This window comes from Acidovorax sp. DW039 (assembly GCF_037101375.1).
In the GTDB taxonomy this organism is placed as follows: domain Bacteria; phylum Pseudomonadota; class Gammaproteobacteria; order Burkholderiales; family Burkholderiaceae_C; genus Acidovorax.
Genome location: NZ_AP029019.1, coordinates 3473128 through 3497417 on the forward strand (window position 1 = coordinate 3473128; position 24290 = coordinate 3497417).

The window sequence follows — 24290 nt, forward strand, 5'->3', positions numbered from 1 at the left end:
CGCGACGGCATGCGCCCTTCGGCTGAGACTGATCGCTCATTCACAACCATAGTTTGAAGGGAAGATTCATGAAGGCATTGAATGGCAAGGTCGCTATCGTGACGGGCGCCAGCTCGGGCATTGGCCGCGCTGCTGCGCTGCTGTTTGCACAAAACGGTGCGCGCGTCGTTGCGGGGGCACGGCGGCAGGCGGAGCTGGACAGCCTGGTTGCAGAGATCCAGGCTGCCGGTGGTGAAGCCTGCAGCGTGGCGGGAGATGTGCGCGAGGAAGCCTTTGCCCAGCGTTTGGTAGACCGGGCTGTGGAACACTTTGGCGGGCTGGATGTTGCCTTCAACAACGCAGGCATCATTGGCGAGAGCGGCCCCACGCCCGGCATTTCTGCCGCGGGCTGGCAAGAGGCCATCGACACCAACCTCACCAGCGCCTTTTACGCGGCCAAGTACCAGATCCCCGCCATGCTGGAGCGGGGCGGTACCTCGATCATCTTCACATCCACCTTCGTGGGGCACACCGTCGGCTTTCCGGGGGTGGCTGCCTACGCTGCCAGCAAGTCAGGCCTCATCGGCCTGACGCAGGCCCTGGCCGCCGAGTACGGCCCCCGCGGCATTAGGGTGAATGCGCTGCTGCCCGGAGGCACCATGACCCCCATGGCCCACGCCATGAACGGCACACCTGAGGCACTCGCCCATGTCGCCAGCCTGCACGCCCTGAAGCGCCTGGCCCAACCCGAGGAGCTGGCCCAGGCTGCGCTGTACCTGGCCTCTGATGCATCGTCGTTCATGACCGGCACAGCCATGCTGGTGGATGGCGGGGTGTCGATCAACAGGACGTGAATGAAGATTCAGGCGATCGTTGCGACCACTGCAGCGATGGCACCCAGGAGTGTGTAAAACGCCAATCCCAAGAAGAGGAGCCCGGACGAGGTCAGCACACGATGACCGTCGCGCTGAAATGAGAGCGCGCCTGCGGGCCCGTACAGACGGCCTTCCGGGCCGTCTGACCGCTCACTGCGCCAACGCCCCCAACTGATGGGGTGGACGATCAACTTTCCGGTGAGAACAAGGAAAAGGTCAACCGCAGTCCACAAGAATAGAGCAAGGGCATTCAGCATTTCGTTCTCCACGTCCAATCCAGGAGACACGATACACCGCCTTGATAAAAACCTCACATAGGGCAAAGGAAAAGCACCTCGCCCCCTCACCTCCTTGATGCATTTGTCTGAACAGGCACGAAATACGCCGAGGAAACTGGCACAGGGTCCGTGCTGTGTATCAACCGAGACAAGAAGACGGAAGCGGCACGGTCACCCCATCCGAGCCGGACGCTTGTGCGCCCAATCCACCGCAGCCTCCCACCCCGGCGGCACACACCCTGGCTCCATCACGCACAGGCTGGCACTCGCCAAGGCGTGGCGCAAGGCCTGTTGGCAGGCGGTGTCTGACAGCGTCTCCACACACTGTGCAAACGAGCCAGCCCCTGCTGCTTGAGGCTGGCGCAGCAGGTGGGCCAGCAGGCCCGCCAGAAAGCTGTCGCCTGCGCCCACGGTGTCAGCCACGGGCAAGGGCTGGCCCTCTTGGGCGAAGCAATCGACTCCGTTGCGATGCAGCAGCCATGCGCCATGGGCACCGAGTGTGAGGGCCAGCAGATGGGCCTGGGGATTGGTGGCCAGCAGGTGGCGGGCGCGCTCTAGCGCGTTGGTGCCGGGCACGGCCAGGTGTTCCAGGTCTTCGTCGCTGGCCTTGATGAGGTGGGCGTGGGCCAGGGCGGCGTGCACGGTGCGGCGGTAGGCGGCCATGTCGGGCATGACCGAAGGGCGCAGGTTGGCATCGACCACCACGCAGTGGCCTGCGGCGCGCTGAGCCGCCAGCCAGGGCAAATAGGTCGTGGCATCGCGGGCATCGAGTGCCAGGGCGCCCGTGCAGACCACTTGCAGGTCGGGCAAGGCGGCACAGGCTGCGCCCAAACCATGCGCCGATACGGCCCGATCGGCCACGCCTTCGCGGTAGAAGGCGTAGTCGGGGTGGCCGTGGGCATTGAGATTAACGACGGCCAGCGAGGTCACTTGCTGCACCGGCTCAGGCTGCGCCAGGTGCACTCCATCGGCCACCAACTGCGCCGCCAGTTCGCGGCCAAAGCGGTCGCGGGACAAGGGGTTGAGGTACTGGGTGCCCACGCCCTGGCGGGCGAGCGCGCGGCACAGGTTGTAGAGCGCGCCGCCCAGGCACGGCAGGTAGCTGCCATCGGGGCGGCGGATCAGGTCGATAAGCGCCTCGCCCGCGATGGCGACCTGGACGGTGGGGGGCTGATGTGTGGCGGAGACAGTCATGGCAGGGATGGCAAAACGGGCAATAAAAACGGTAACCAACAGGGCGTGGATCAGGGCCGATCAGAACTGCGCTTGCAGCGCCGGATACAGCGCCACAAAGCGGGCATAACGCTCGGCCAGCAGGGCTTGCTGGGCGGGCTCGGGTTGGAACGTGGCATCGGCTGCCAGGGGTTGGCACCAATGGGCTTCGTCGCCGCCGCAGGCCATGGCGGCCAGGCGGGCTGCGCCCAGCGCGGCAGCGGCGTGGGCGCCCTCGGGGCGCTGTAGCGGCGTGCCCAGGGCGCTGGCCAGCAGCTGGGCCCAGGGGTTGCTGCGCGCGCCACCGCCGACCAGGGCGAGGGCGGCCTCGGCATCGCGCCCCTGCCCGCCTGCTGCGCGCATGGCGTTGAGGCCATCGAGCAAACCAAAGCCCACGCCTTCCATGACGGCATAGGCCAGGTCGGCCGCGTCGTGCTCAGCCCGCAGGCCCATGAAAACGCCAGTGGCCGCCGCGTTGTTGTGCGGGGTGCGTTCACCACTCAGGTAGGGCAAAAACAGCGGGGCCTGAGCCTGACGGCTGCTGGGCAAAGCCCCGACGGCGGCGGACAGCTGGGCCTCGTCGCCCCGGCCAGTCAGGCGGGTGACCCAGCCAAAGGCACTGGCCGCGCTGAGCATGACGGACATGTGATGCCAGCGCTGCGGCAGCGCATGGGCAAAGGCGTGCACGGCACGCTCGGTGGCGGGGGCAAAGGCATCGGTCACCCGAAACACCACACCCGAGGTACCCAGCGACACAAAGCCCTGCCCGGCAGTGCGCGCGCCCACGCCCACGGCGCTGGCGGCGTTGTCGCCCGCGCCTGCGGCCACGACCACCCCTTCGCCCAACCCCCAGCGGCGGGCTACGTCGCCCAGCAGCGTGCCGGTGGGGGCATTGCCTTCGGCCAGGGCGGGCATGTGCGACACATCCAGCCCGCAGGCCTGCAGCATGGCCGGGCTCCAGGCGCGGGCCTGTACGTCCAGCCACAGGGTGCCGGATGCATCAGACATGTCGCTAACCGCCGTGCCCGTGAGCTGCAGGCGCAGCCAGTCTTTGGGCAGCAGCACGGTGCGGATTTGGGCAAACACGGCGGGCTCATGCGTGCGCAGCCACAGCAGCTTGGGGGCGGTGAAGCCGGGCATGGCGAGGTTGCCGGTGATCTGGCGCGAGGTGGGCACGGCCTGCTCCAGCGCCGCACATTCAGCACTGGCGCGGCCGTCATTCCACAAGATGGCGGGGCGCAGCACCTGGCCCTGCGCCCCCAGCACCACGGCGCCGTGCATGTGACCCGACAAGCCGATGCCGCGCACTTGGGCCCAAGCGGCGGGCACCTGTGCGCGCAGCTGGGCCACAGCGGCTTCGACTGCGGCCAGCCAGTCTGCCGGGTGCTGCTCGCTCCAGGTGGGTTGAGGGCGATACTGGGGCACGGCGGCATCGGCCGTGGCGATGACGGTGTGCGCTTCGTCCAGCAGCAAGAGCTTGACGCCGGAGGTGCCTAGGTCGATTCCGAGGTACATGGGGTGGTGATGGAATGGGTCAGCCCAAGCGGGCCAGGACGGTGTGAAAGCGAATGCGGCGGGCTTGCTTCGACAGGTGCAGTTCGGAGGACGGTCGCGATGGCATTTTTGAATAAAAATAGCCTGCAGGGCTTGTGAATCAAGCGCTGGCAGCTATGGTTTTTGATGGTTACATGGGCAGCGAAACGCGCATCACACCTTGCCAAACCGCCCTGCCCCCTGCTTGCGGTATTCGCTGGGCGTCATGCCCTTGATGTCCAGAAAGCGGCGGTTGAAGTTGGCCATGTTGTTGAAGCCCACGTCGTAGGCGATGTGGGTGATGTAGCGGTCGGTCTCCATCAGCAGCTGACAGGCGCGGTTCACGCGCACCAGGTTCACAAAGTCGGTGAAGGTGTTGCCCGTGGCACGGCGAAAGAAGCGGGAGAAGCGGCTCTCGGTCATGTCCAGCTCTTGGGCCAGATCGGCTGCGGACAGCGGCTCGGCCAGGTGGTCGGTGATGCGGCTGACGATGGCGTTGATCTGCGCGAGCTGGGTATCGCTGTCCTCGCTTTGCAGCTGGGCGCTGGACAGCAACCGGTAGTCCGTGCAGCGAGCCAGCTCGCCCATCCATTCGCAAAACGCGGCAAAGCGTGCCAGGCCCTGGGTGGACTTGATGCGTTGCCAGTGCTCGGTGGCCTGGGCCTGCATTCCGAAAAACTCGATGCCGTGGCGGGCACGCTCCAGCAGGGGCAGCACTTCGCGCAGCTCAGGAATGCCCTCGCTGGCATCGACCAGCGGCTGGTGCGGAAACTGCACCACTAGGTCGCGCTCGGGGTAGCCCGCCTCGGGCACGTCCATGCTGATCCAGTTGTGCGGCAGGCGCGGGCCGGTCAGCACCAGTTGGCCGGGAGCGAACTGGCCGATCCAGTCGCCCACAAACACCTTGCCCGATGAGGCGGTGATGAGGTGCAGTTCGTACTCGTCGTGGTAGTGCCAGCGCGCCAGCGGCGTGGGAAAGCCGTGCGACAGGCAGCGGATAAAGCCCGCCGTCTCTGGTGGCTCGTAGCCCAGCTCGGGCGAGCGGGAGTAGGCATGCTCCAGCTCGGGCTTGGTCTGGCGCGGCAGTGCATGAAGCGAGGACATGGCGTGCAGCGTAAACGTGGTGGGGCGTGACGGCAGGTGGCTTATTGTGCGGCGGCGCTGCCCTGCGCTGCGGTGCGCGGGTGCCGGGCCACAAAATCCGCCACCTGGGCGCTGGCAGCGCGCAGGGCCTGCACCAGGCGCGCATCGCCCGCCAGCTCGCCCCACAGCACCTTATCGGCTGCAAACGCGGCCACGGGGTCAGCGGCCTCGCAGATGGCATGGGCGGCGGCCGGGTCCATGGCCTGGTCCTGGTAGGTGTACGGAATGCGCCCCGCATGCCAGCGCTGCAGGTAGGCCAGGAACAGTGCAGGCAACACGGCCACGGCGGCAATGCCCTCGCTGCGTGCCAGTCTTTCGCGGATGGTGGGCGCGATGAAGCCAGGGATCTTGCTGTAGCCATCCATGGCCACGCGCTGGTTGGTGTCTTCAATGGCGGGGTTGCCAAAGCGCTCCAGCACCACGTCGCGGTAGGCCGCCAGATCGATGGGGCTGGGCTGCAGCACGGGGATGGTGTCTTGCGTCACGTAGTCAAACGCCAGTTGGCGAATGGCGGCGTCGTGCGTGCCTTCATGGATGAAGCGGTAGCCCACCAGCGTGCCCGCCCAGGCAATGCAGCTGTGCGTGGCGTTGAGCAGGCGGATCTTGGCCTCTTCATAAGGCGCAACGGACTCGACCAGCTCCACACCCACGCGCTCCCATGCGGGGCGGCCGTTGGCAAAGCGGTCTTCAATGACCCACTGGATAAAGCTCTCGCCCATCAGCGCGGCGGGGTCGGTGCGGCCGGTGGCGGCCTGCACGCGCGCCGCCACATCGGGCGTGGGCCTGGGGGTGATGCGGTCCACCATGGCGTTGGGGCTGGTGGTGTGGGCTTCGATCCAGGCGGCCAGTTCGGTATCGCCCAGCGCCTGCACAAACTGCAGCAAGCCGCTGCGCGAGCGGTCGCCGTTGTGGCGCAGGTTGTCGCAGTTCAGCAGCGTCACAGCCCCGGCACCGGCCTGCCTGCGCGCGCGCAGCAAGGTGGTGAGGGCGCCGTAGATGGTGCTGCCAGCGCGGCCTTCGCGCAGGGCTTGCAGGTCGGCCTGCAGATCGGGCGCGCTGGCCCAGTCGAGCTGGTGGCGGCTGTCGAGGTAGTAGCCCGCCTCGGTCACGGTGAAGGAAATGATGCGCGTGCCGGGCTGCGCGGCAATGGCAATGAGCCCCGCCAGATCGGGCGTGTAGGGCACCACGGTGCGGATGGACTCGACCCAGGTGTAGCTGCGCTCGCCCTGGGCGGTCACCGTCTCCAGCGTGTAGGCGCCGCCCTGGGCTTGCAGGGCGGCAATGGTGTCTTGCATGTCGGGGCGCAGGTTGCCACCGGCCAGCACCCAGCGGGTGTCGCCCAGCTGGTGCAACTGGTGCAGGTACAGCGCCTGGTGCGCGCGGTGGAAGGAGCCCAGCCCGAGGTGCAGGATGGTGAGCGTGTCTTGTGCGGTGGTCATGGAATGCGGCTCAAAAATCAAATCGACGAGAAATCAGCGGGCCATCAAAGGGCCATCAACGCGCGTTGGCTTGGGCCGGGGCCAGCACCACGCGGCCAGCGTTGTCAAACCAGTGGGCCTGCTCGGTGGCAGCGTTGAGCGACACCGCATCGCCCGGCAGCAGCAGCGTGCGCTCATTGAGGCGAGCCACCAGCTGCGCGCCTTCGGCGGTGCGCACATACAGCAGCGTTTCGGCCCCCAGGGCTTCCACCAGCTCCACCTGGCCGGTGATGGCGCCCTGCCCTTTGGGCTGCACCGTTACGGCCTCGGGCCGCAGGCCGATGGAGCCCCCCGCAGCCTTGGCAGGCGCGAGTTGCTGCACCGCCGCAGGCAGCTGCGCCAGGGGCACCACGTTCATCTGCGGGGTGCCGATGAACTGGGCCACAAACTGGTTGGCAGGCCGGTCGTACAGCTCCAGCGGGGTGCCCACCTGCTCGATCTGCCCATCGCGCAGCACCACCACTTTGTCGGCCAGCGTCATGGCTTCAACCTGGTCGTGCGTGACGTAGATGGTGGTGGCGCCCAGGTCGCGGTGCAGCTTGGCGATCTCCACACGGGTCTGGCCGCGCAGGGCGGCGTCGAGGTTGGACAAGGGCTCGTCAAACAGAAACACCTTGGGTGCACGCACGATGGCGCGGCCAATGGCCACGCGCTGGCGCTGGCCGCCTGACAGCTCTTTGGGGGTGCGCTGCAGGTACTGCGTGAGGTTGAGAATGCGCGCGGCGTTCTGCACTTTTTCGTCGATGACCTGCTTGTCCACCTTGGCGAGCTTGAGCGCAAAGCTCATGTTCTCGTACACGCTCATGTGGGGGTACAGCGCGTAGCTCTGGAACACCATGGCCAGGTCGCGCTTGCTCGACGGCTGGTCGGTGATGTCGCGCTCGTCGAGCATCAACGTGCCGCCGTCGATGCTCTCCAGCCCCGCGATCAGGCGCAGCAGCGTGGATTTGCCGCAGCCCGAAGGGCCGACGAAGACGATGAACTCGCCCTGGTTGATGGTGAGGTCGATGCCTTTGATGGCGCGGTGTTCGCCAAAGAATTTTTCGATGCCGCGCAGTTGAAGGTAGGCCACTCTAGTGCTCCGAATAACAGGTTGATTCCGATCCGCCAGCAGCGGTGGTTTGAACAGGGGCGCAAGGCGCGGTAGCCGCGGAACCGGCTTTGCCGGGCCGCTGGCTGCGCCCCCTGCAGGGGGAGGCGCCGAAGGCGCTTCGGGGGGGTGTCATTTCACGGCGCCGAACGTGAGGCCCTGCACGAGCTGCTTCTGGCTGAACCAGCCAAACACCACGATGGGCGCAATCGCCATGAGCGACGCGGCAGACAATTTGGCCCAGAACAGGCCCTCGGGGCTGGAGTACGAGGCGATGAGCGTGGCCAGCGTGCCCGCCTTGGCGGCGCTCAGGTTCAGGCTCCAGAAGGCTTCGTTCCACGACAGGACCAGGCACAAGAGGCCGGTGGATGCCAGGCCGCCCATGCCCAGCGGCAGCAGCACCAGGCGCACCTCTTGCCACAGCGTGGCACCGTCCATGCGCGCGGCCTCCAGGATCTCGCGTGGGATGTCCTTGAAGTGCGAGTACAGCATCCAGACCATGATGGGCAGGTTGGACAGCGCGAACACGATGATCAGCGCAAGCTGCGTATCGAGCAGGTGGCTCTTTTGCGCCAGCACGTAGATGGGCACCAGCGCGCCCACGGCGGGCATCATCTTGGTCGAAAGCATCCACATCAGGATGTCTTTGGTGTACTTGCCCTTGAAGAAGGCCATGGCATACGCAGCGGGTGCGGCGAGCATGAGCCCTAGCACGGTGGACAGCACGCTGGTGATGACCGAGTTCTTGGCGTACAGCAGGTAGTCGCTGCGCTCTTGCACCTCGTGGAAGTTCTCCAGCGTGGGCGTGAAGACAAACAGCGGCGGCACCGCAATGGCCTGCAGCTCGGTCTTGAACGCGGTGAGAAACAGCCAGGCCAGCGGAAACACCAGCAGCAGGGCCACGGCCCAGGCCACAGCAGTGCGCAGGGCCAGCAGGCCCAGCGGGAATTTGGAACGGCGTCGGGTAGTCATGAGGTGTACGGTGGTTTCAGAGCGGTCAAGAAAGCTCAGCGAAGCGGTTCTGGCTAGGCGCTGTGGCGCAGGCAGTACGGGCAGTACGACAAGACACAGCAACGACGCCAGAAGAGGTTTATGGGCCGCTCCTACTTGTCGAGGTTTTTACCGACCATGCGGATCAAGAACACCGCCGCAATGTTGGCCAGCACCACGGCAAACAGTGCCCCGGCCGAGGCCACACCGGCGTCGAAGTTGAGCAGTGCCTGCTTGAAGATGAGGAAGGTGACGTTGGTGCTCGCATCACCCGGGCCTCCGCCCGTGGTGGTGTAGATCTCGGCAAAGATGCTGAGCAAAAAGATCAGCTCGATCATCACGACCACCGCCACCGAGCGGCCCAGGTGCGGCAAGTACAGGTAACGCAACTGCTGCAGGTAGGTGGCGCCGTCCATGCGGGCGGCTTCGAGCTGCTCGTGGTTCATGCTCTGCAGCGAGGTCATGAAGATCAGCGTGGCAAACGGCAGCCATTGCCACGACACCATGACGATGACGGAGAACAGCGGAAAGTCGGTGAGCCAGTCCACCGGCTGCGAGCCAAAGAACATCCACACCTGCGCCAGCACGCCGTAGATGGGGTTCATCATCATGTTCTTCCACATCAGCGCGTTCACGGTGGGCATGACGAAGAACGGCGAAATCAGCAACACCCGCACGATGCCGCGCCCCGGAAACGGGTCGTTGATGAGCAACGCAATCGCAATGCCCACCACCACCGTGATCAGGATCACGCTGCCCAGCAACCACACGGTGTTGAGCACCGCAGTGCCAAACGACGGGTCGGTGACGAAGAACTCAAAGTTCTCCAGCCCCGCAAAGCCCGACTGGTCGGGCTGCATGAGGTTGTAGCGGATGAGCGAGAAGTAGATCGTCATCACCAGCGGCACGATCATCCACAGGAAGAGCGTGGCCATGGCTGGCGTGAGCAGCAGGCGGGGGAGCAGGCGGTTCATGGGAGTCTCAGGAAAAGTCCAGCCGAAATAGGGATTCATCCAGCCGAAATAGGCATTCAGTCGACACAGCGAGGGCCGAGGTGGCGGTGCTGTACCGCAGCCGTACTTTCGTACGGCGACGAACACCACCGACAGATCAGCCCACGCAGTCGCCAGATGAATGCTTACTTGTAATAACCGCCCTTTTTCATCTCGCGCTCGGCCGTTACCTGGCTGGCTTTGAGGGCCGCGTCCACCGTCGTCTTGCCTGCCAGGGCAGCGCTCATCTGCTGGCCCACGGCGATGCCAATGGCCTGGAACTCAGGAATGGCCGCAAACTGCACGCCCACATACGGGCTCTTGGGCAGGGTCGAATCGTTGGGGTTGGCCGAGTCGATGGCCGTCTTTTCAGCTGCGGCAAAACGCGCGGCCTTCTGGAACTCGGGCGAGGCGTAGGTGCTCTTGCGCGTGCCGGTGGGCACGTTGGCCCAGCCATTGGTCTTGGCCACGAGCTGGATGTATTCCTTGCTGGTAGACCAGGTGATGAACTTCTGCGCGGCATCGACCTTCTTGGAACCCGCAGGGATCGCCAGATTCCACGACCACAGCCAGTTGGCGCCCTTGGGCGTGTTCATGGTGGGCGCCTGGGCAAAGGCCATGTGCTCAGCCACCTTGGACTGCTTGGGGTCGCTCACGAACGAGGCCGCAATGGTCGCGTCGATCCACATGCCGCACTTGCCGGAGTTGGTCAGCGCCAGGATTTCATTGAAGCTGTTGGCCGACGAGCCGGGTGGGCCGTAGTTCTTGAGCAGGTCTACGTAGAAGGTGATCGCGTCCTTCCAGGGCTTGGATTCGAGCTGGGGCTTCCACTGCATGTCAAACCACTGGCCGCCAAAGGTGTTGACCAGGGTGGTGATGAAGGCCATGTTGTCGCCCCAGCCGGGCTTGCCACGCAGGCAGATGCCGTACACGCCGTTCTTGGGGTCGTGCATCTTGGCCGCCAAGTCCTTGATCTGCGGCCAGGTGGGGCGCTCGGGCACCTGCACACCCGCCTTGTCGGCCAGGTCCTTTCGGTACATGAGCATGGAGCTTTCGGCATAGAACGGCGCAGCAAACAGCTTGCCGTCCACCGACAGGCCGCTGCGCACGGCGGGCAGCAGGTCGTCTGCGTCGTAGGCGGCATCGGTCTTCAACTCTTGCAGCCAGCCCTTCTTGCCCCAGATGGGCGCCTCGTACAGGCCGATGGTCATCACGTCGAACTGGCCGCCCTTGGTGGCGATGTCGGTCGTCACGCGCTGGCGCAGCACGCCCTCTTCCAGCGTTACCCACTTGAGTTTGATATCAGGGTTGGCCTGCTCGAAGTTCTTGCTGAGCTTCTGCATCTCGATCATGTGGCCGTTGTTCACGGTGGCGATCACCAGCTCGGTCTGCGCCTGGGCGGCACCGCCGCACACGGTCAGCGCCAGGGCGGCAGCCCAGGCCAGGCGGGCGGGCACGGCACGAAGGGAAGAGGACATCGAAAGGTCTCCTGGAGTGTGGTTATGAATGCAGGGTTCAACGCCACCCCGGCCTTTCACGGCACAGCCAGCGCTGAAGGCCTGAACGATACCGATCTGCGCTTGCCGAATTGGTACTCAAAACACCAAGTCAGATACTTCATTGCACCAAAAACCTAGTATTTATCCCTAGACCTGCCAAATGGGTATGCAAATACCTCCAGGACATATCCCTTGCTGCACCTGAGCATCAACCCACTATCAAAACAATAGCTACCTGCGCTTTATTGATAAGCGCTAGAAGCACATTTAATGCGCAATCGCTCCCCAAAAGTCTTGGGTCATTCCCGCAGCCGTTGGGCAGCCCGTTTCAGCCGGACAAGACGCTCAGCGTGACGAGGCCGTCCCGCTTAAAATCGCCCGCTTGCTCCGGCCCCTGCCGGGTGCCGTTTCACCTTGCGAGCCCCTCCATGAACCAGCCAGCCCCCACCACACCGCAACGCCCCATCCGGTCGCAGTACGAAGACCTCATGCGGCTGGTGTTCACCCAAGGGGTGGCAAAGGCCGACCGCACCGGCACCGGCACCAAGAGCGTGTTCGGCCACCAGATGCGGTTCGATTTGAAGGAAGGCTTTCCGCTGGTCACGACCAAGAAGGTGCACCTCAAGTCCATCATCCAGGAGCTGCTGTGGTTCCTCACGGGGTCGAGCAACAACAACTGGCTCAAAGAGCGTGGCGTGACGATCTGGGACGAGTGGGCGCGCGAGGACGGCGAGCTGGGCCCCGTGTACGGCGTGCAGTGGCGCAGCTGGCCCACGCCGGACGGCGGGCACATCGACCAGATCAGCGATGTGATCCAGACGCTCAAGACCAACCCTGACTCGCGTCGCATCATCGTCAGCGCCTGGAACGTGGCCGACCTCAGCAAGATGGCGCTGATGCCCTGCCATGCGTTCTTCCAGTTCTACGTGGCCCCGGCGCAAGAGCCCGGCGGGCGCGGCACCCTGAGCTGCCAGCTCTACCAGCGCAGCGCCGACATCTTCCTGGGCGTGCCCTTCAACATCGCCAGCTATGCGCTGCTGACCCACATGGTGGCGCAGCAGTGCGATCTGGACGTGGGTGACTTCATCTGGACGGGTGGCGATTGCCACATCTACAGCAACCACTACGAGCAAGTCACCACCCAACTGGCGCGCGCGCCCTACCCCTACCCCACGTTGAACATCAAGCGCAAGCCTGCCAGCATCTTCGAATACGAATACGAAGATTTTGAAGTGTTGGACTACCAGTGCCACCCCGCGATCAAGGCTCCGGTTGCGGTATAACCCCGACCGCAGGTTGGGTGACCTCAAAAACCGGCATTCAACCGGCTTTTGATCCGTTCTCAACTGGCTTGCTGACCTGAGCAAGGTCTCAACATTTCTAGCGCACCGCAGTCTGGGCACACCCGAGTCTGCGGTGGTTTTCTGCAAACTCCCATCGACTGACCCATACCACCATGTCTTCCGGCGGATTTCACGTACACGGCCCCCACGACCATGCCATTGAACACGCCACCCACGGCCATGGGGACGGGCACGGCTCTGACCATGCCAGCCACGGCGACGAGGGACACGGCGGCGGCAACAGCAGCACCAACAAGATTGCGATGTTCACAGCCATCGTGGCTACGGTGGGCGCCATCTTTGCCTACATGGGAGGCGCCACGCAGGCCAATGCGGGGCTGATGAAGAACGACGCCGCGATCAAGAAGACCGAGGCCTCCAACCAGTGGAATTACTTCCAGTCCAAAAGCACCAAGCAATCGCTGGCCGAACTGGCCCGCGACCTGACGCCTGGCGAGCAGGAGAAGGCGAAGTACCAGGCCAAGATTGACCGCTACGAGACCGAGAAGAACGAGATCAAGAAGGTGGCAGAAGGCCTGGAGGCAGATGCCCACGCCTTTGACCAGAAGAGCGAAGCGCAGATGCACCAGCACCACCGCTGGGCGCAGGCCACCACCGCGCTGCAAGTGGCCATTGCCCTGGCCGCCATTGCGCTGCTGACCCGCAAGAAGTGGCTGGAATGGGGCATGTACGGCGTGGCCGCAGTGGGCCTGGGCGTTGGCACCATGGCGCTGCTGCACATCTGACCGGATTGACCCGACTGAGCGCCACAGAACCTGAGCCCTGCAGAACCCCTTTAGACACCCTCGCCATGCAACCCGTGCACCTCATCTACGCCCGCGCGTCCAACGGCGTCATCGGCAAGGACAACGCCATGCCCTGGCATCTGCCTGAAGACATGGCGCACTTCAAGCAGTTGACGGGAGGGTGCGCAGTGATCATGGGGCGCAAAACGTGGGACTCGCTGCCGCCACGCTTCAGACCCCTGCCCGGGCGCACCAACATTGTGGTGACACGGCAAGCCCAATGGCAGGCCGAAGGCGCATTGCGTGCAGACAGCCTGGAACAGGCGTTGGAGCAAGCCCACGCTGCCACGGCACAAGCCGGTAAGCCCGTGTGGGTCATGGGCGGCGCGCAAATCTATGCCCAGGCGCTGCCCCTGGCCAGCCGGGTGGAAGTGACGGAAATCGCCCAGGCTTTTGAGGGCGACGCCTACGCCCCCACGCTCGGAACAGAGTGGGTCGAAGCAGAACGCTCCACGCACGTGAGCGGCAACGGACTGCCTTTTGCCTTTGTGAGCTACGTGCGCGCCTGAGGCGGGCCCGCACTGCGCGTCACAGCAGCTATCAAATTGGTAGCTGCCACCGCTTTCCCATCAAGCGCCAGTGTCATTTTTGTGACCAGGTCTTTAGCCTGAGTGGACGATGCACAACGCCCCACGAGCGCCCGTCATTTTTCGCTTCTAGCCGGGGTAACAATCGTGTTACAAGTTATCTTTCTTTAGAGGGAAAACTTGTATGGCCCACAGAAAGAGCGCAAACCGCGTTGCCAAACAGCGCCACGTTGCACAGTTGCGGCAGCATGCCGCACAACACCCCCCAGCCACCGCCGCTGCAGGCCAAGGCCCCCAACTGGCAGCCGAGCACAAGGCCAGGCTGGTCACACAGACCGTGGGGCATGTGGTGTTTCCGGGGGACCCGGAGTACGAGAACGACCGTCAGGAGTCCAACCCCGCGTTTCAGTTTTACCCTCTGGCCATCGTCTACTGCGCCTGCGAGGCGGATGTGCTGGTGTGCATCCAGTTTGCACAACTGTTCCAGTTGAAGGTGTCGGTACGCTCTGGTGGGCACAGCACTGCAGGCTACTCGGTCAATACCGGTGGCATCGTGATCGACCTGAGCGAGATGAAAGGCGTGGTGCTGGACGAAGACCACGCCGTGGTGCATGCACTGCCCGGCACACCGTTTGAGGTCTTCAACGCCGCACTGGACCACACGGGATGGCATGTGCCCACCGGAGCCTGCGGTGACGTGTGCGTGGCAGGCTTCGTGCAAGGCGGGGGCTATGGCTACACATCGCGCGCGTACGGCATCCAAAGCGACTGCGCGGTGGCGTTCAGGGTGGCTCTGGCCGATGGCCGGGTTGTCACCGCCAAGGCCGATGGCGAACATGCCGACCTCTTCTGGGCCTTGCGTGGTGGAACGGGAGGCAACTTTGGCATCGTGCTGCAGATCAGTTACCGGGCCGTGAAGCTTCCATCGGTATGGGGCTGGTCCATCACCTGGAACGAAGCCCAGGCCGCCGAGGTGCTGGAACTGCTGCAAACCCGCTACACCCGGCAGCATGCCCCCGAGCAACTGGGCTACATGATGAACCTGGGCTACTACAACGACCAGGTGGTCTACATGGTGCAAGGCATGTACTGCGGCCCACGGGACCAGGGCATGGCAGCCATCAAGCCTTTGCTGGACATCCCCGGCGCACAGTTGGTGGTGGACATGACAGGCACCTATGCCGAGCTGAACAACTACTTCGAAGACCACCCCTACCCTCTGCCCCAGAACCTGCCCGACGGTATCTGCGAAACCAAGGCCAGCGGATACGTGGACAAGCCCATTCCCAAAGAGGTGTGGCAGAAAGTGATCGACCAGTTCCACCAGGCAGTGAACCCTTGGAGCATGGTTTACACCGAGCCCTACGGTGGCGCCATCGCACGCTACCCCGTGGAAGACAGCGCCTTTGTGCACCGCCATGTGGATATGGACATCGTGATTGACGGCTGCTGGCGCGACGAGGCGGAGCGTGTGAAGGTGCAGGCCTGGATAGATGGGCTGTACGAACTGCTGCGCCCTTACATGAACGGGCACAAGTACCAGAACTACCCGGTGCGCGGGCTGCCCGACTTTGCGTGGGCGTATTGGGGAGAAGAGGCCTATCTCAAGCTGCGGGCCGTCAAGTCAATGTACGACCCCAGCAATTTCTTTCAGTATCAGCAGAGCATTGAGCCTCTGTAAGCGTTTTTGCGCTCTTGGATGGAGCCCGCCGGGCCTGCGGCGGCGGGTTCCATCCACCAGCCTCTCACCAGTACCGCCTGATCACACCGGCAAGGCAGGCAACGCGTAATGCACCGTACCTTTGCCGCCGCGCTTGGCCTCGTACATGGCATGGTCGGCCCGGGTCAGCAGCTCATCCACCTGGGCGGGTAAAGGTGGATGAGATGCCACGCCAATGCTGACACCCAGCGTCACAGGCACACCGCTGGGCAGCACGAAGGGCGCCGCAAATGTCTCCATGATGCTGTCGATGTAACGCACCAGCCCCTGCGGCCCGGGGTTGCCGCGCATGAGCACCGTGAACTCATCCCCCCCCAGTCGGGCCAGGGTATCGTCCGCCCGCACCACAGAGGCCAATCGCTGTGCAACCAAGCGCAGCACGGTATCCCCCATGTGATGACCGTGGTGATCGTTCACATCCTTGAATCCATCGAGGTCCATGAACAGAATCACGATGCCACCACTGGCCTGGGCAGGATTTTCGACAGCCTCTTCGGCCTGCACCATGAAGGCCCCACGGTTGAGCAGGCCGGTAAGTGAGTCGTGCTGGGCCAGATGCATCAGCCGGTCTGCTGCAGCCACGCGCTCGGAGATGTCTTCAATCTGGCACATGATGGAGACGGTTTCGCCACGCAGATTGATGAGTGCCGAGTTGAACCACATGCAGTGCTGCACGCTTCCATCGGGCCTGGCGAGCGAAGCTTCTACCCGGTTCTGGCGGTCACTTCCAGTCAAAAGCCGCTGCAAAGCCTTGCGCAGCGGCTCAACCCGGGCCCCTTCACCCACCAGATTGAGCACGGATTCACCCTGGTGCGATGCGTGGTGCCAGCCAAACCACTCCGTCGCACGGCTGGAGCAATGCACAAGGCCCAGTTTGGCGTCCAGCTCCACGACCGCCAGCGGACTGTTTTCCATGTGCGAAAACAAGCGCTGGTTTGCAGCCCGCAGTGCGTTGGTGGTGACCTTGAGTTCGTGAACCTCCAGCGCGCTGTTGACGACGCCACCCACCTGCCCTTCGGGCGTGTACCAGGGGTTCAGACTGATGGAGAACCACATCTCCTGCCCATCTGCCCCGCAGATCTGCCGCTGGTAGGTGACCTGCTGCCCTGACATGGCTTTGTCGATATGCGGCTGAAACTGCACCCGGGCAGCTTCGCTGTACAGCGATGGCAAAAACCGCCCGATCAGGTCAGCAGGCCGCACCTTGAACCAGTTGGCATAGGCCTCATTGACGTAGAGAACATGCAGATCCTTGTCGACCACACAGATGGTCGCACCCGTATGGCGCGTCACGATCTCCATCAACTGAAGATCAGGCAGTGACGACTCGGGGGCTGAGGGACAAGAAAGGCAATGGTTCATAGATAAGGCAACACCGCTTGGCCTTGCACGCCATCCACCCCGTTGGAGCGGTTAATACAACCCAGCGAAGCGGCCCTGGCCAGGCGTTCCGTCACAGGCAGTACATCAGATACGACAAGACGGGACAACGACGCTAAGGGGTTGTGTTAGCGGCTCTTGGGAACTTGCACGACGCAAAACCTCCTCCTGTGCCAGCATGCACGACGGTACGCTCATCAGAGCCATCATTTGGCGCACATTACTCACACTTTGTCACGGCAAGGATACCTGACTGCAGAGGAAACGCCATCCATCAAATGCAGGGTTTATTGCTGCGGTGTCGGAATTCTTCCAGTCGGGCCGACCGGGGGTTGACAGTGACAGGTTTCCTTCCTTTTGCCGTGTGAAGCAAGGGCCAGCCGGTCTGCCTATACTCCAGCCACCCCAGACACACCGCACCTTGCCCAGCCGATAGCTACGCGGCTAGTCAGTCCCGTACGTTTTTGCGCAAGCGCACGCACTTCACCCACTGCCTATGAAAATCGCCACCTGGAACGTCAATTCGCTTTCTGTTCGCCTGCCGCAGGTGCTGGCATGGCTGGCAGCCAACCCAGTCGATGCACTGTGCCTGCAAGAGCTGAAGCTCACAGACGACAAGTTTCCCCATGCTGCCCTGCAGGAGGCCGGCTACCACGCGGTGGCTTTTGGGCAGAAAACGTACAACGGTGTCGCCATCCTGTCGCGCAGCCCAGTCCGCGACGTCGTACGCAATATTCCCGCTTTTGATGATGAGCAGGCACGCGTAATTGCCGCGACGCTCGATACACCCCAAGGCCCCCTGCGGTTGTTCAATGGCTACTTCGTGAACGGTCAGGAGCCAGGCTCAGAGAAATTTGCCTACAAGATGCGATGGTTGCAGGCGCTTCAAGACTGGATTCGGGCAGAAATGGCCCTTCACCCACGTTTCGTGCTGGTGGGTGACTTCAACGTCGCACCTGAAGACCGCGATTCCTATGACCCGGTGGGATTGAAGGAAACGATCCACCACACGACGGAAGAGCGTGCGCATTTCCAGGCCCTTCTGCAACTGGGGCTCACGGATGCCTTCCGCATGTTTGAGCAACCTGAAAAAAGCTATTCGTGGTGGGATTACCGCATGCTGGGTTTTCAGAAAAACCGTGGGCTGCGTATTGACCACATTCTGGTGAGCGAAGCGCTGAAGCCCCATGTCACTGCGTGCGCGGTGGACCGGGCTCCACGCAAGAATCCCCAGCCCAGCGACCACGCGCCTGTCGTCGTCACACTGGACTGAAAGATTGGACTGAGGATGGCCCCTTCTTGAGGGGCCTGCCGTTTATCAACGCGCCACAAATGAGTCGCGCAGGCTGCGGACTTCATCATGGTTTCGCTGCGCGCCTTGGGCCTGACGCTCCACCAGAGCCCGAACTTGTGCGGGCAGCGGCTCCTTGAGCGCCTTGCGGTAACGTGCCACAGCAGCATCTTCGCCGCGCTCACATTCCTCCAGCACCGCCTTGTCGTCTCGGGTCGACAGGGCCGACTTCACTGAAACCCAGCCACGGTGCAAGGCACCCGCCACGGTGCCACCCGAGGCTGGTTCGCCCCCAAGGCGACGGATCTCATGTTCCAACTCCACGGCTGCAGCTGCGCACTCCTGCGCGTGACGCTGGAACAGCGTGCGCAACTGAGGAGAGTCGGCATTTTCTGCACAGGACGTAAAACCATACTCCCCGTCACGGGCAGACTCCAGCAGATCGTTCAGCACGTCCACCACATCGTCTGTGTCCATGACTCCCGTGGACAGATCATTGTTCAGGCCAGAGCCCGAGGCACGCATCCATGCCGCGCGGGCGGCAGGTCGCGCATCGTTCCACGCCATGCCATCCGAATGGCGGGCGCGCCAGTCATCGGCCAAACGAGGTTCGAAGCTATCGAAATCACCGTCGTAACGGCCTACCGAAGACCAGCCCAGTTCGTAGGCGGGACGGTAGTCGTCATACGTACGGCCTGTGGTGTAGTAAGGCTCGCGCTGATAGCTTTCGCGCCAGTAAGCATCCTCGGCGGTAGGGTTCACGGCCTCTGCTGCGGCCTTGCCTGCGAGCCCGCCCGCCACAGCACCAGCAACGCCGCCGATGGCAGCGCCTACTGGACCACCAAAGGCACCGGCGGCAGCTCCCGCAGCAGCACCGCCCATAGCGGCCCCAACGCCTGTTCCGACAGGATGGGAGCCGGGTTCATTGGTGATGGGGTCGCGGTTGGCATCATTGAAATCCGACATGAAAACTCTCCGGTTGGTTAACAGTGACTTCATTGTTGAAATCACTTCCGGCGAGACAGGTCGGCACAAAGAGCCCCCCTGTGTAGGACGTGTGCCCACGAACACGAAGGGCGGCACAAGCCGCCCTTCCATTCAACGGCTTTGCCGAATGGCCTGGTAGAAGACTTCAGGCCTCGTCAGCCGCATCAAGGCCCAGTTCCTGGATCTTGCGTGTGATCGTGTTGCGGCCAATGCCCAGACGCTGTGCCGCCTCCATCCTGCGCCCATGGGTAGCAGCCAGGGCTGTACGGATGAGGCGCGACTCGAACCGCCGCGTGAGGGTATCCCACACATCGGGCTGCCCCGTGGCGAGCAGCTTCTGCGCATCGCATTCCAGCGACTGCTCCCAGCCCATGGCTGGGCCCGCAGCAACGGCTGGCACAGCATATCCGGCAGACGACAGATCGTCAGCACGGTGGGCACCTGGGGAGGCATGAACAGGAGCCACAGGCAGCCCTGGAGTGTGCGGGTCTGCAGCGTGGCTGGAGGGCACAACCAGAGCTGGCTCAGCATGCCCGAAAGTGACCTGTGATGACGCCATATCCGCAGCCGGTACAGCAGATGGAGCCGCAGGAGCACCTTGCACAAGTGCGGCCGGATTGACGGGCGCTTCCAGCACCTCAGGAGGCAGATCCTGCAGCGAAATGACCTGGGCTGGAGCCATGACGGTCAGCCAGTGGCAAATGTTCTCCAGTTGCCGCACGTTGCCCGGAAACGGAAACTGCTCCAGCCTTTGCAGCGCGGCATCCGAAATCCGCTTGGGTTCCACCCCCAGTTGTCGAGCGCTTTGCTGTAGAAAATGCCGGGTCAGCATGGGAACGTCTGCATGCCGCTCACGCAATGCGGGCAACCGCAGGCGAATCACATTGAGGCGGTGGAACAAGTCCTCGCGGAAGTTCCCTTCCTTGACGCGCTGTTCAAGGTTTTGATGGGTTGCAGCAATGACGCGAACATTCGACTTCACTGCAGCATGGCCACCCACACGATAGAACTGCCCGTCGGACAGCACGCGCAGCAGACGGGTCTGCAGGTCAAACGGCATGTCGCCAATTTCGTCCAGGAACAGCGTTCCCCCCTCGGCCTGTTCGAACCGCCCACGTCGCTGGGTCTGGGCTCCCGTAAATGCGCCACGCTCATGTCCGAAAAGCTCAGACTCCAGCAGGTCCTTGGGAATGGCTGCCGTGTTGATGGCGACAAATGGACCATCCGCGCAGGGGGAGTGTTTGTGCAATGCACGGGCGACCAACTCCTTGCCGGAGCCCGATTCACCCGTAATCAGCACAGTGACCAGACTCTGGCTCAACCGCCCGATGGCGCGAAACACATCCTGCATGGCGGGCGCCTGCCCCAGCATCTCGGGGGTAGCCGTCTGACGTTCTTCCGTCACCTCTTCGCGCTGGCTTTCCTCTACAGCGCGGCGGATCAGTTCGACGGCCTTGGGCAAGTCAAAGGGCTTGGGCAAATACTCAAAGGCCCCACGCTGGAAGGCAGACACTGCGCTGTCCAGATCAGAGTAGGCCGTCATGATGATGACGGGCAGGCCTGGCTGCAGTTCGCGGACCTTCTCAAGCAATTGCAGACCGGAACCGCCAGGCATTCGGATATCACTCACCAGGACCTGCGGCCCCTGGCGTGCGGGGTCTCCCGGAACGACGTCTGCCAGCGCATCCAGCACCTCGCGGGGCTGAGTGAAGCTGCGCGTGGGCAGGTTCTCACGCGCCAGCGCTTTTTCCAGAACGAAGCGGATCGACGGGTCATCATCTACTAACCAGATCGGCTTCATGTGTGTCTACCTTCCCTGTGGTTGTGTGCCTGGGACCTCAGGGGAGCGGGATGAGAATCCGGAAATCGGTACGCCCAGGAACACTGTCGCACTCAATCAATCCGTGGTGCCGCTGAACAAAGGTCTGTGCCAGCGTCAATCCCAATCCTGATCCGCCATCGCGCCCCGATACCAGAGGGTAAAAAATACGCTCCTTGATCGCATCCGGCACGCCCGGTCCGTTGTCGATGACATGCAATTCCAATGCCAGCCGATAGCGCTGCCTTCCAAACGTGACCTGCCGCGCCACACGGGTGCGCAAGGTGATCACGGCATCACCCTGCGCGATGCGGTCGGTGAGCGCTTGGGCAGCGTTCTGCACCACGTTCAGCAAGGCCTGAATGAGCTGGGCACGATCGCCGCGGAATTCGGGAATGGATGTGTCGTAGTCGCGTACAACCTTGAGGCCTTGCGGATACTCCACCAGCACCAAGGACCTGACCCGCTCGCAAACCTCGTGGATATTCACGTCCCCCACCAAATGCGGGTGGCGATGAGGGGCCAGCAAGCGGTCCACCAGGCTCTGTAGCCTGTCTGCCTCATGGATGATGACCTGTGTGTATTCCTTGAGATCACGGCTGTCCAGTTCCATTTCGAGAAGCTGTGCAGCACCGCGTATGCCACCCAGGGGGTTTTTGATCTCGTGAGCCAGATTACGGATGAGTTCCTTGTTGGCCAACGCCTGCTCACGCAAGCGCTCTTCACGGTCTTGGCGGGCTTGCTGCTCCAAAGGCCACAGCTCTACCAGCATCTCGCCCGAGCGCTCGGAAGCAGCCACGTTCACATGGACAGGCAAGGCATCCTGGGTGAGGCGGCGCAAACTGGCCTCGAACCTCAACGCCGCGAAATCCTGCACCTTGGCCCCGGACAAGGCTGTCTGCAGCAAGGCGGGATCGGTGAAAAAAGTGGAGAAGTCTGCCCCCTCCAAAGTACGGCGGGACAACCCCAAGGTGTTTTCCAAAGCCGCATTTGCAAATTGCACCGCCCCATCCGACTGAAGCACGGCAATCAGCGTGGATAACAGATCGAAGGACTGAAAGCGCTCTTCACCCGCCAAGGCGTCAGAGGAGGAAGGGGTGTTCACATGTCCCATCAATTCACGCATCCATCAATTGGCTGGCAGGCGACTCAGTTCACGCTTGATACCTGCAATATCACTTTCGCTGCGCCCAATAGCAGCTTTCAATTCGGCCGTACGCTCCATGTAGCGCTGGGGGTTACGCAAGTCCAGTGCGTTGCGCTCTGGAGCACCGCCGTTGTACTCCTTCACCAATTCGGCATGCTTGGTTTCTGCCTTGCGCAGTTCAGCCTCCAAAATGGCGCGCGCATCAGAATCCCTGGCCTTCTGGTCATTGTTGCTGACCTTCGGAGCACCCGGTGGTGAGGCAGAGGAAGCAGACGACGAACTGCCTGACGCACCACCGCCCCCACCAGAACCGCCACCTGCAGGACGGGAGCCCTGGATGACCGTGACGTTGCCGCCCTCGACCATTTTGCAACCACGCTCCTTGGCCTGAGTCGCGTTATTGGTGTATTCGTTGCCACAGCGATAGATGCGATCCTGGGCCAGCGAGATCGCAGGCACAGCCACTGCAATACAGAGAATTAGTAGCGTTTTCTTCATAGATTTCCTCGCACAGCACATGCAGGGTTGGTTGGGAGTATCCCCCAATAGCCGGACATCTCCAACGTGGTGATGCGCAGGGCACAAGGGCATTTGTGTACGGATGCAACGATCACACAACCCCGAAGCTCCGCATGCATGAAAGGCACTGCACAAAGAAAAAGGCGGCCGAAGCCGCCTTTGTTGTGATAGCTGCCCAAAAGGCAATCACAGGGAGTAGTACATGTCGTACTCGACAGGGTGCACTGCCATACGGAAGCGAGTCACCTCGGTCATCTTCAGATCGATATAGGCGTCGATCATGCTGTCGGTGAAAACGCCGCCCTTGGTCAGGAACGCGCGGTCCTTGTCCAGATGTTCCAGCGCTTGGTCCAGGCTATGGCACACGGTGGGCACCAGCTTGTCTTCTTCTGGAGGCAGGTGGTACAGGTCCTTCGTTGCAGCTTCGCCGGGATGGATCTTGTTTTCCACACCGTCCAGACCAGCCATCAGCAGAGCTGCGAAGCCCAGATAGGGGTTCATCAGTGGATCGGGGAAGCGAGCTTCCACACGACGGCCCTTGGGGTTGGCCACGTAAGGAATGCGGATCGAAGCGGAGCGGTTCTTGGCAGAGTAAGCCAGCTTCACTGGAGCTTCGAAGTGAGGAACCAGACGCTTGTAGCTGTTAGTGCCAGGGTTGGTAATGGCGTTCAGCGCACGTGCGTGCTTGATGATGCCGCCGATGTAGTACAGGGCGTAGTCAGACAAGCCTGCGTAGCCGTCGCCTGCGAACAGGTTCTTGCCATCCTTCCAGACCGACTGGTGAACGTGCATGCCGGAGCCGTTATCACCGTGGTAAGGCTTGGGCATGAAGGTCGCTGTCTTGCCGTATGCGTTGGCCACGTTGTGGATGACATACTTTTGCAGGATGGTCCAGTCGGCGCGCTCCACCAGGGTGCTGAACTTGGTGCCGATTTCGTTCTGACCTGCGCCAGCCACTTCGTGGTGGAACACTTCGACAGGGATGCCCAGAGATTCGAGAATCAGGGACATCTCAGCGCGCATGTCTTGCGTGCTGTCGACCGGAGGGACAGGGAAGTAGCCGCCCTTGACGGTGGGACGGTGGCCACGGTTGCCGCCTTCGAGCTTGGCACCAGTGTTCCAAGGAGCTTCGTATTCTTCGATTTCGTAGAAAGTGCTGTTGGGCTCTGTGCTCCAGCGAACGCCGTCGAAGATGAAGAATTCTGGCTCAGGGCCGAAGTAGGCAGTGTCGCCCAGACCAGACGCCTTCAGGTAGGCTTCAGCGCGCTTGGCGATGGAGCGTGGGTCACGGTCATAAGCCTTGCCATCGCTGGGCTCGATCACATCGCAAGTCAGGATCAGCGTTGTTTCTTCAAAGAACGGATCGATGTTGGCAGTATTGGGATCGGGGATCAGCTGCATGTCCGAGGCTTCAATGCCCTTCCAGCCAGCGATCGAGGAGCCGTCAAATGCGTGGCCCGATACAAACTTGTCTTCGTCAAAGTGAGAGACTGGCACCGTGGTGTGCTGCTGCTTGCCACGGGTATCGGTGAAACGGAAATCAACGAACTTGACTTCGTTCTCCTTCACCATCTTCATCACGTCTGCAACGGTCTTGGCCATCAGGTTCTCCTGGATAAAGCGCTTGTTGAAAAAAGAGTTTGCAAAATAAAAGCAGTTTGCGTGCCAGCCAAGTGCGGTCT

20 protein-coding genes are annotated in these 24290 nt (G+C 62.5%); 6 read left to right on the plus strand and 14 right to left on the minus strand.

Going from position 1 to position 24290, the window contains the following annotated elements:
• Positions 1-68: 68 nt before the first annotated feature.
• Positions 69-833, plus strand: a complete 765-nt coding sequence (locus tag AACH87_RS15560) for an SDR family oxidoreductase (RefSeq protein ID WP_338795392.1) — start codon at positions 69-71, stop codon at positions 831-833.
• Between the two features lie 470 nt (positions 834-1303).
• Here AACH87_RS15560 and AACH87_RS15565 read toward each other — a convergent pair whose 3' ends face one another.
• The 8 genes from AACH87_RS15565 to AACH87_RS15600 all read right to left on the minus strand — a co-directional run bounded on the left by AACH87_RS15565 (position 1304) and on the right by AACH87_RS15600 (position 11048).
• Positions 1304-2326 (minus strand): PfkB family carbohydrate kinase, encoded by a 1023-nt coding sequence (locus AACH87_RS15565; protein WP_338795393.1) that lies wholly within the window; start codon positions 2324-2326, stop codon positions 1304-1306.
• A gap of 60 nt (positions 2327-2386) precedes the next feature.
• Positions 2387-3859, minus strand: a complete 1473-nt coding sequence (gene xylB, locus AACH87_RS15570) for a xylulokinase (protein ID WP_338795394.1) — start codon at positions 3857-3859, stop codon at positions 2387-2389.
• Between the two features lie 192 nt (positions 3860-4051).
• Complete coding sequence (locus AACH87_RS15575; protein WP_338795395.1) at positions 4052-4981, minus strand: AraC family transcriptional regulator; 930 nt, start codon at positions 4979-4981, stop codon at positions 4052-4054.
• A 41-nt stretch (positions 4982-5022) separates the two neighbouring features.
• Entirely contained in the window at positions 5023-6459 is a 1437-nt protein-coding gene (gene dalD, locus AACH87_RS15580; RefSeq protein WP_338795397.1) for a D-arabinitol 4-dehydrogenase, read from the minus strand.
• Between the two features lie 55 nt (positions 6460-6514).
• Positions 6515-7570 (minus strand): ABC transporter ATP-binding protein, encoded by a 1056-nt coding sequence (locus AACH87_RS15585; RefSeq protein WP_338795398.1) that lies wholly within the window; start codon positions 7568-7570, stop codon positions 6515-6517.
• A 150-nt stretch (positions 7571-7720) separates the two neighbouring features.
• A complete protein-coding gene (locus AACH87_RS15590; protein ID WP_066787304.1) occupies positions 7721-8560 on the minus strand; it encodes a carbohydrate ABC transporter permease in 840 nt (279 codons plus the stop codon).
• 131 nt (positions 8561-8691) lie between these two features.
• A complete protein-coding gene (locus tag AACH87_RS15595; RefSeq protein WP_338795399.1) occupies positions 8692-9552 on the minus strand; it encodes a sugar ABC transporter permease in 861 nt (286 codons plus the stop codon).
• A 164-nt stretch (positions 9553-9716) separates the two neighbouring features.
• Positions 9717-11048: a sugar ABC transporter substrate-binding protein gene (locus AACH87_RS15600; RefSeq protein ID WP_338795400.1), complete on the minus strand. Its 1332-nt coding sequence runs from the start codon at positions 11046-11048 to the stop codon at positions 9717-9719.
• A 449-nt stretch (positions 11049-11497) separates the two neighbouring features.
• Between AACH87_RS15600 and AACH87_RS15605 the strand changes: the two genes are divergently transcribed.
• The 4 genes from AACH87_RS15605 (at position 11498) to AACH87_RS15620 (ending at position 15426) form a co-directional block, all read left to right on the plus strand.
• The gene (locus tag AACH87_RS15605; RefSeq protein WP_338795401.1) at positions 11498-12352 is read left to right on the plus strand and encodes a thymidylate synthase; all 855 of its coding nucleotides are present in this window, start codon (positions 11498-11500) and stop codon (positions 12350-12352) included.
• A 173-nt stretch (positions 12353-12525) separates the two neighbouring features.
• Positions 12526-13158, plus strand: coding sequence for a DUF4337 family protein (locus AACH87_RS15610; protein WP_338795402.1), 633 nt, complete (start codon positions 12526-12528; stop codon positions 13156-13158).
• A 65-nt stretch (positions 13159-13223) separates the two neighbouring features.
• Entirely contained in the window at positions 13224-13727 is a 504-nt protein-coding gene (locus tag AACH87_RS15615) for a dihydrofolate reductase (RefSeq protein WP_338795403.1), read from the plus strand.
• A 202-nt stretch (positions 13728-13929) separates the two neighbouring features.
• Positions 13930-15426: an FAD-binding oxidoreductase gene (locus AACH87_RS15620; protein ID WP_338795404.1), complete on the plus strand. Its 1497-nt coding sequence runs from the start codon at positions 13930-13932 to the stop codon at positions 15424-15426.
• A gap of 81 nt (positions 15427-15507) precedes the next feature.
• Here AACH87_RS15620 and AACH87_RS15625 read toward each other — a convergent pair whose 3' ends face one another.
• Positions 15508-16767, minus strand: a complete 1260-nt coding sequence (locus AACH87_RS15625; RefSeq protein WP_338795405.1) for a diguanylate cyclase — start codon at positions 16765-16767, stop codon at positions 15508-15510.
• A gap of 574 nt (positions 16768-17341) precedes the next feature.
• Here AACH87_RS15625 and xth point away from each other — a divergent pair.
• Positions 17342-18118: an exodeoxyribonuclease III gene (gene xth / locus AACH87_RS15630; RefSeq protein WP_338795406.1), complete on the plus strand. Its 777-nt coding sequence runs from the start codon at positions 17342-17344 to the stop codon at positions 18116-18118.
• 45 nt (positions 18119-18163) lie between these two features.
• Here xth and AACH87_RS15635 read toward each other — a convergent pair whose 3' ends face one another.
• The 5 genes from AACH87_RS15635 to glnA form a co-directional block, all read right to left on the minus strand.
• Positions 18164-19102 (minus strand): PA2169 family four-helix-bundle protein, encoded by a 939-nt coding sequence (locus tag AACH87_RS15635; RefSeq protein ID WP_338795407.1) that lies wholly within the window; start codon positions 19100-19102, stop codon positions 18164-18166.
• Between the two features lie 166 nt (positions 19103-19268).
• A complete protein-coding gene (gene ntrC, locus AACH87_RS15640; RefSeq protein ID WP_338795408.1) occupies positions 19269-20924 on the minus strand; it encodes a nitrogen regulation protein NR(I) in 1656 nt (551 codons plus the stop codon).
• A 37-nt stretch (positions 20925-20961) separates the two neighbouring features.
• Positions 20962-22020 carry a nitrogen regulation protein NR(II) gene (gene glnL / locus AACH87_RS15645; RefSeq protein ID WP_338798983.1) on the minus strand — a complete coding sequence of 353 codons (1059 nt, stop codon included), beginning with the start codon at positions 22018-22020 and terminating at the stop codon, positions 20962-20964.
• 51 nt (positions 22021-22071) lie between these two features.
• A complete protein-coding gene (locus tag AACH87_RS15650) occupies positions 22072-22587 on the minus strand; it encodes a hypothetical protein (RefSeq protein ID WP_338795409.1) in 516 nt (171 codons plus the stop codon).
• Between the two features lie 207 nt (positions 22588-22794).
• On the minus strand, positions 22795-24210 hold the full coding sequence (glnA, locus tag AACH87_RS15655) for a type I glutamate--ammonia ligase (RefSeq protein WP_338795410.1): 1416 nt from the start codon (positions 24208-24210) through the stop codon (positions 22795-22797).
• Positions 24211-24290: the final 80 nt, after the last annotated feature.

Coding starts and splice junctions, on each gene's coding strand:
- AACH87_RS15560 (WP_338795392.1), top strand. CDS start 69: ATGAAGGCATTGAATGGCAAGGTCGCTATCGTGACGGGCGCCAGCTCG.
- AACH87_RS15565 (WP_338795393.1), bottom strand. CDS start 2,326: ATGACTGTCTCCGCCACACATCAGCCCCCCACCGTCCAGGTCGCCATC.
- xylB (WP_338795394.1), bottom strand. CDS start 3,859: ATGTACCTCGGAATCGACCTAGGCACCTCCGGCGTCAAGCTCTTGCTG.
- AACH87_RS15575 (WP_338795395.1), bottom strand. CDS start 4,981: ATGTCCTCGCTTCATGCACTGCCGCGCCAGACCAAGCCCGAGCTGGAG.
- dalD (WP_338795397.1), bottom strand. CDS start 6,459: ATGACCACCGCACAAGACACGCTCACCATCCTGCACCTCGGGCTGGGC.
- AACH87_RS15590 (WP_066787304.1), bottom strand. CDS start 8,560: ATGACTACCCGACGCCGTTCCAAATTCCCGCTGGGCCTGCTGGCCCTG.
- AACH87_RS15595 (WP_338795399.1), bottom strand. CDS start 9,552: ATGAACCGCCTGCTCCCCCGCCTGCTGCTCACGCCAGCCATGGCCACG.
- AACH87_RS15600 (WP_338795400.1), bottom strand. CDS start 11,048: ATGTCCTCTTCCCTTCGTGCCGTGCCCGCCCGCCTGGCCTGGGCTGCC.
- AACH87_RS15605 (WP_338795401.1), top strand. CDS start 11,498: ATGAACCAGCCAGCCCCCACCACACCGCAACGCCCCATCCGGTCGCAG.
- AACH87_RS15610 (WP_338795402.1), top strand. CDS start 12,526: ATGTCTTCCGGCGGATTTCACGTACACGGCCCCCACGACCATGCCATT.
- AACH87_RS15615 (WP_338795403.1), top strand. CDS start 13,224: ATGCAACCCGTGCACCTCATCTACGCCCGCGCGTCCAACGGCGTCATC.
- AACH87_RS15620 (WP_338795404.1), top strand. CDS start 13,930: ATGGCCCACAGAAAGAGCGCAAACCGCGTTGCCAAACAGCGCCACGTT.
- AACH87_RS15625 (WP_338795405.1), bottom strand. CDS start 16,767: ATGGAGATCGTGACGCGCCATACGGGTGCGACCATCTGTGTGGTCGAC.
- xth (WP_338795406.1), top strand. CDS start 17,342: ATGAAAATCGCCACCTGGAACGTCAATTCGCTTTCTGTTCGCCTGCCG.
- AACH87_RS15635 (WP_338795407.1), bottom strand. CDS start 19,102: ATGTCGGATTTCAATGATGCCAACCGCGACCCCATCACCAATGAACCC.
- ntrC (WP_338795408.1), bottom strand. CDS start 20,924: ATGAAGCCGATCTGGTTAGTAGATGATGACCCGTCGATCCGCTTCGTT.
- AACH87_RS15650 (WP_338795409.1), bottom strand. CDS start 22,587: ATGAAGAAAACGCTACTAATTCTCTGTATTGCAGTGGCTGTGCCTGCG.
- glnA (WP_338795410.1), bottom strand. CDS start 24,210: ATGGCCAAGACCGTTGCAGACGTGATGAAGATGGTGAAGGAGAACGAA.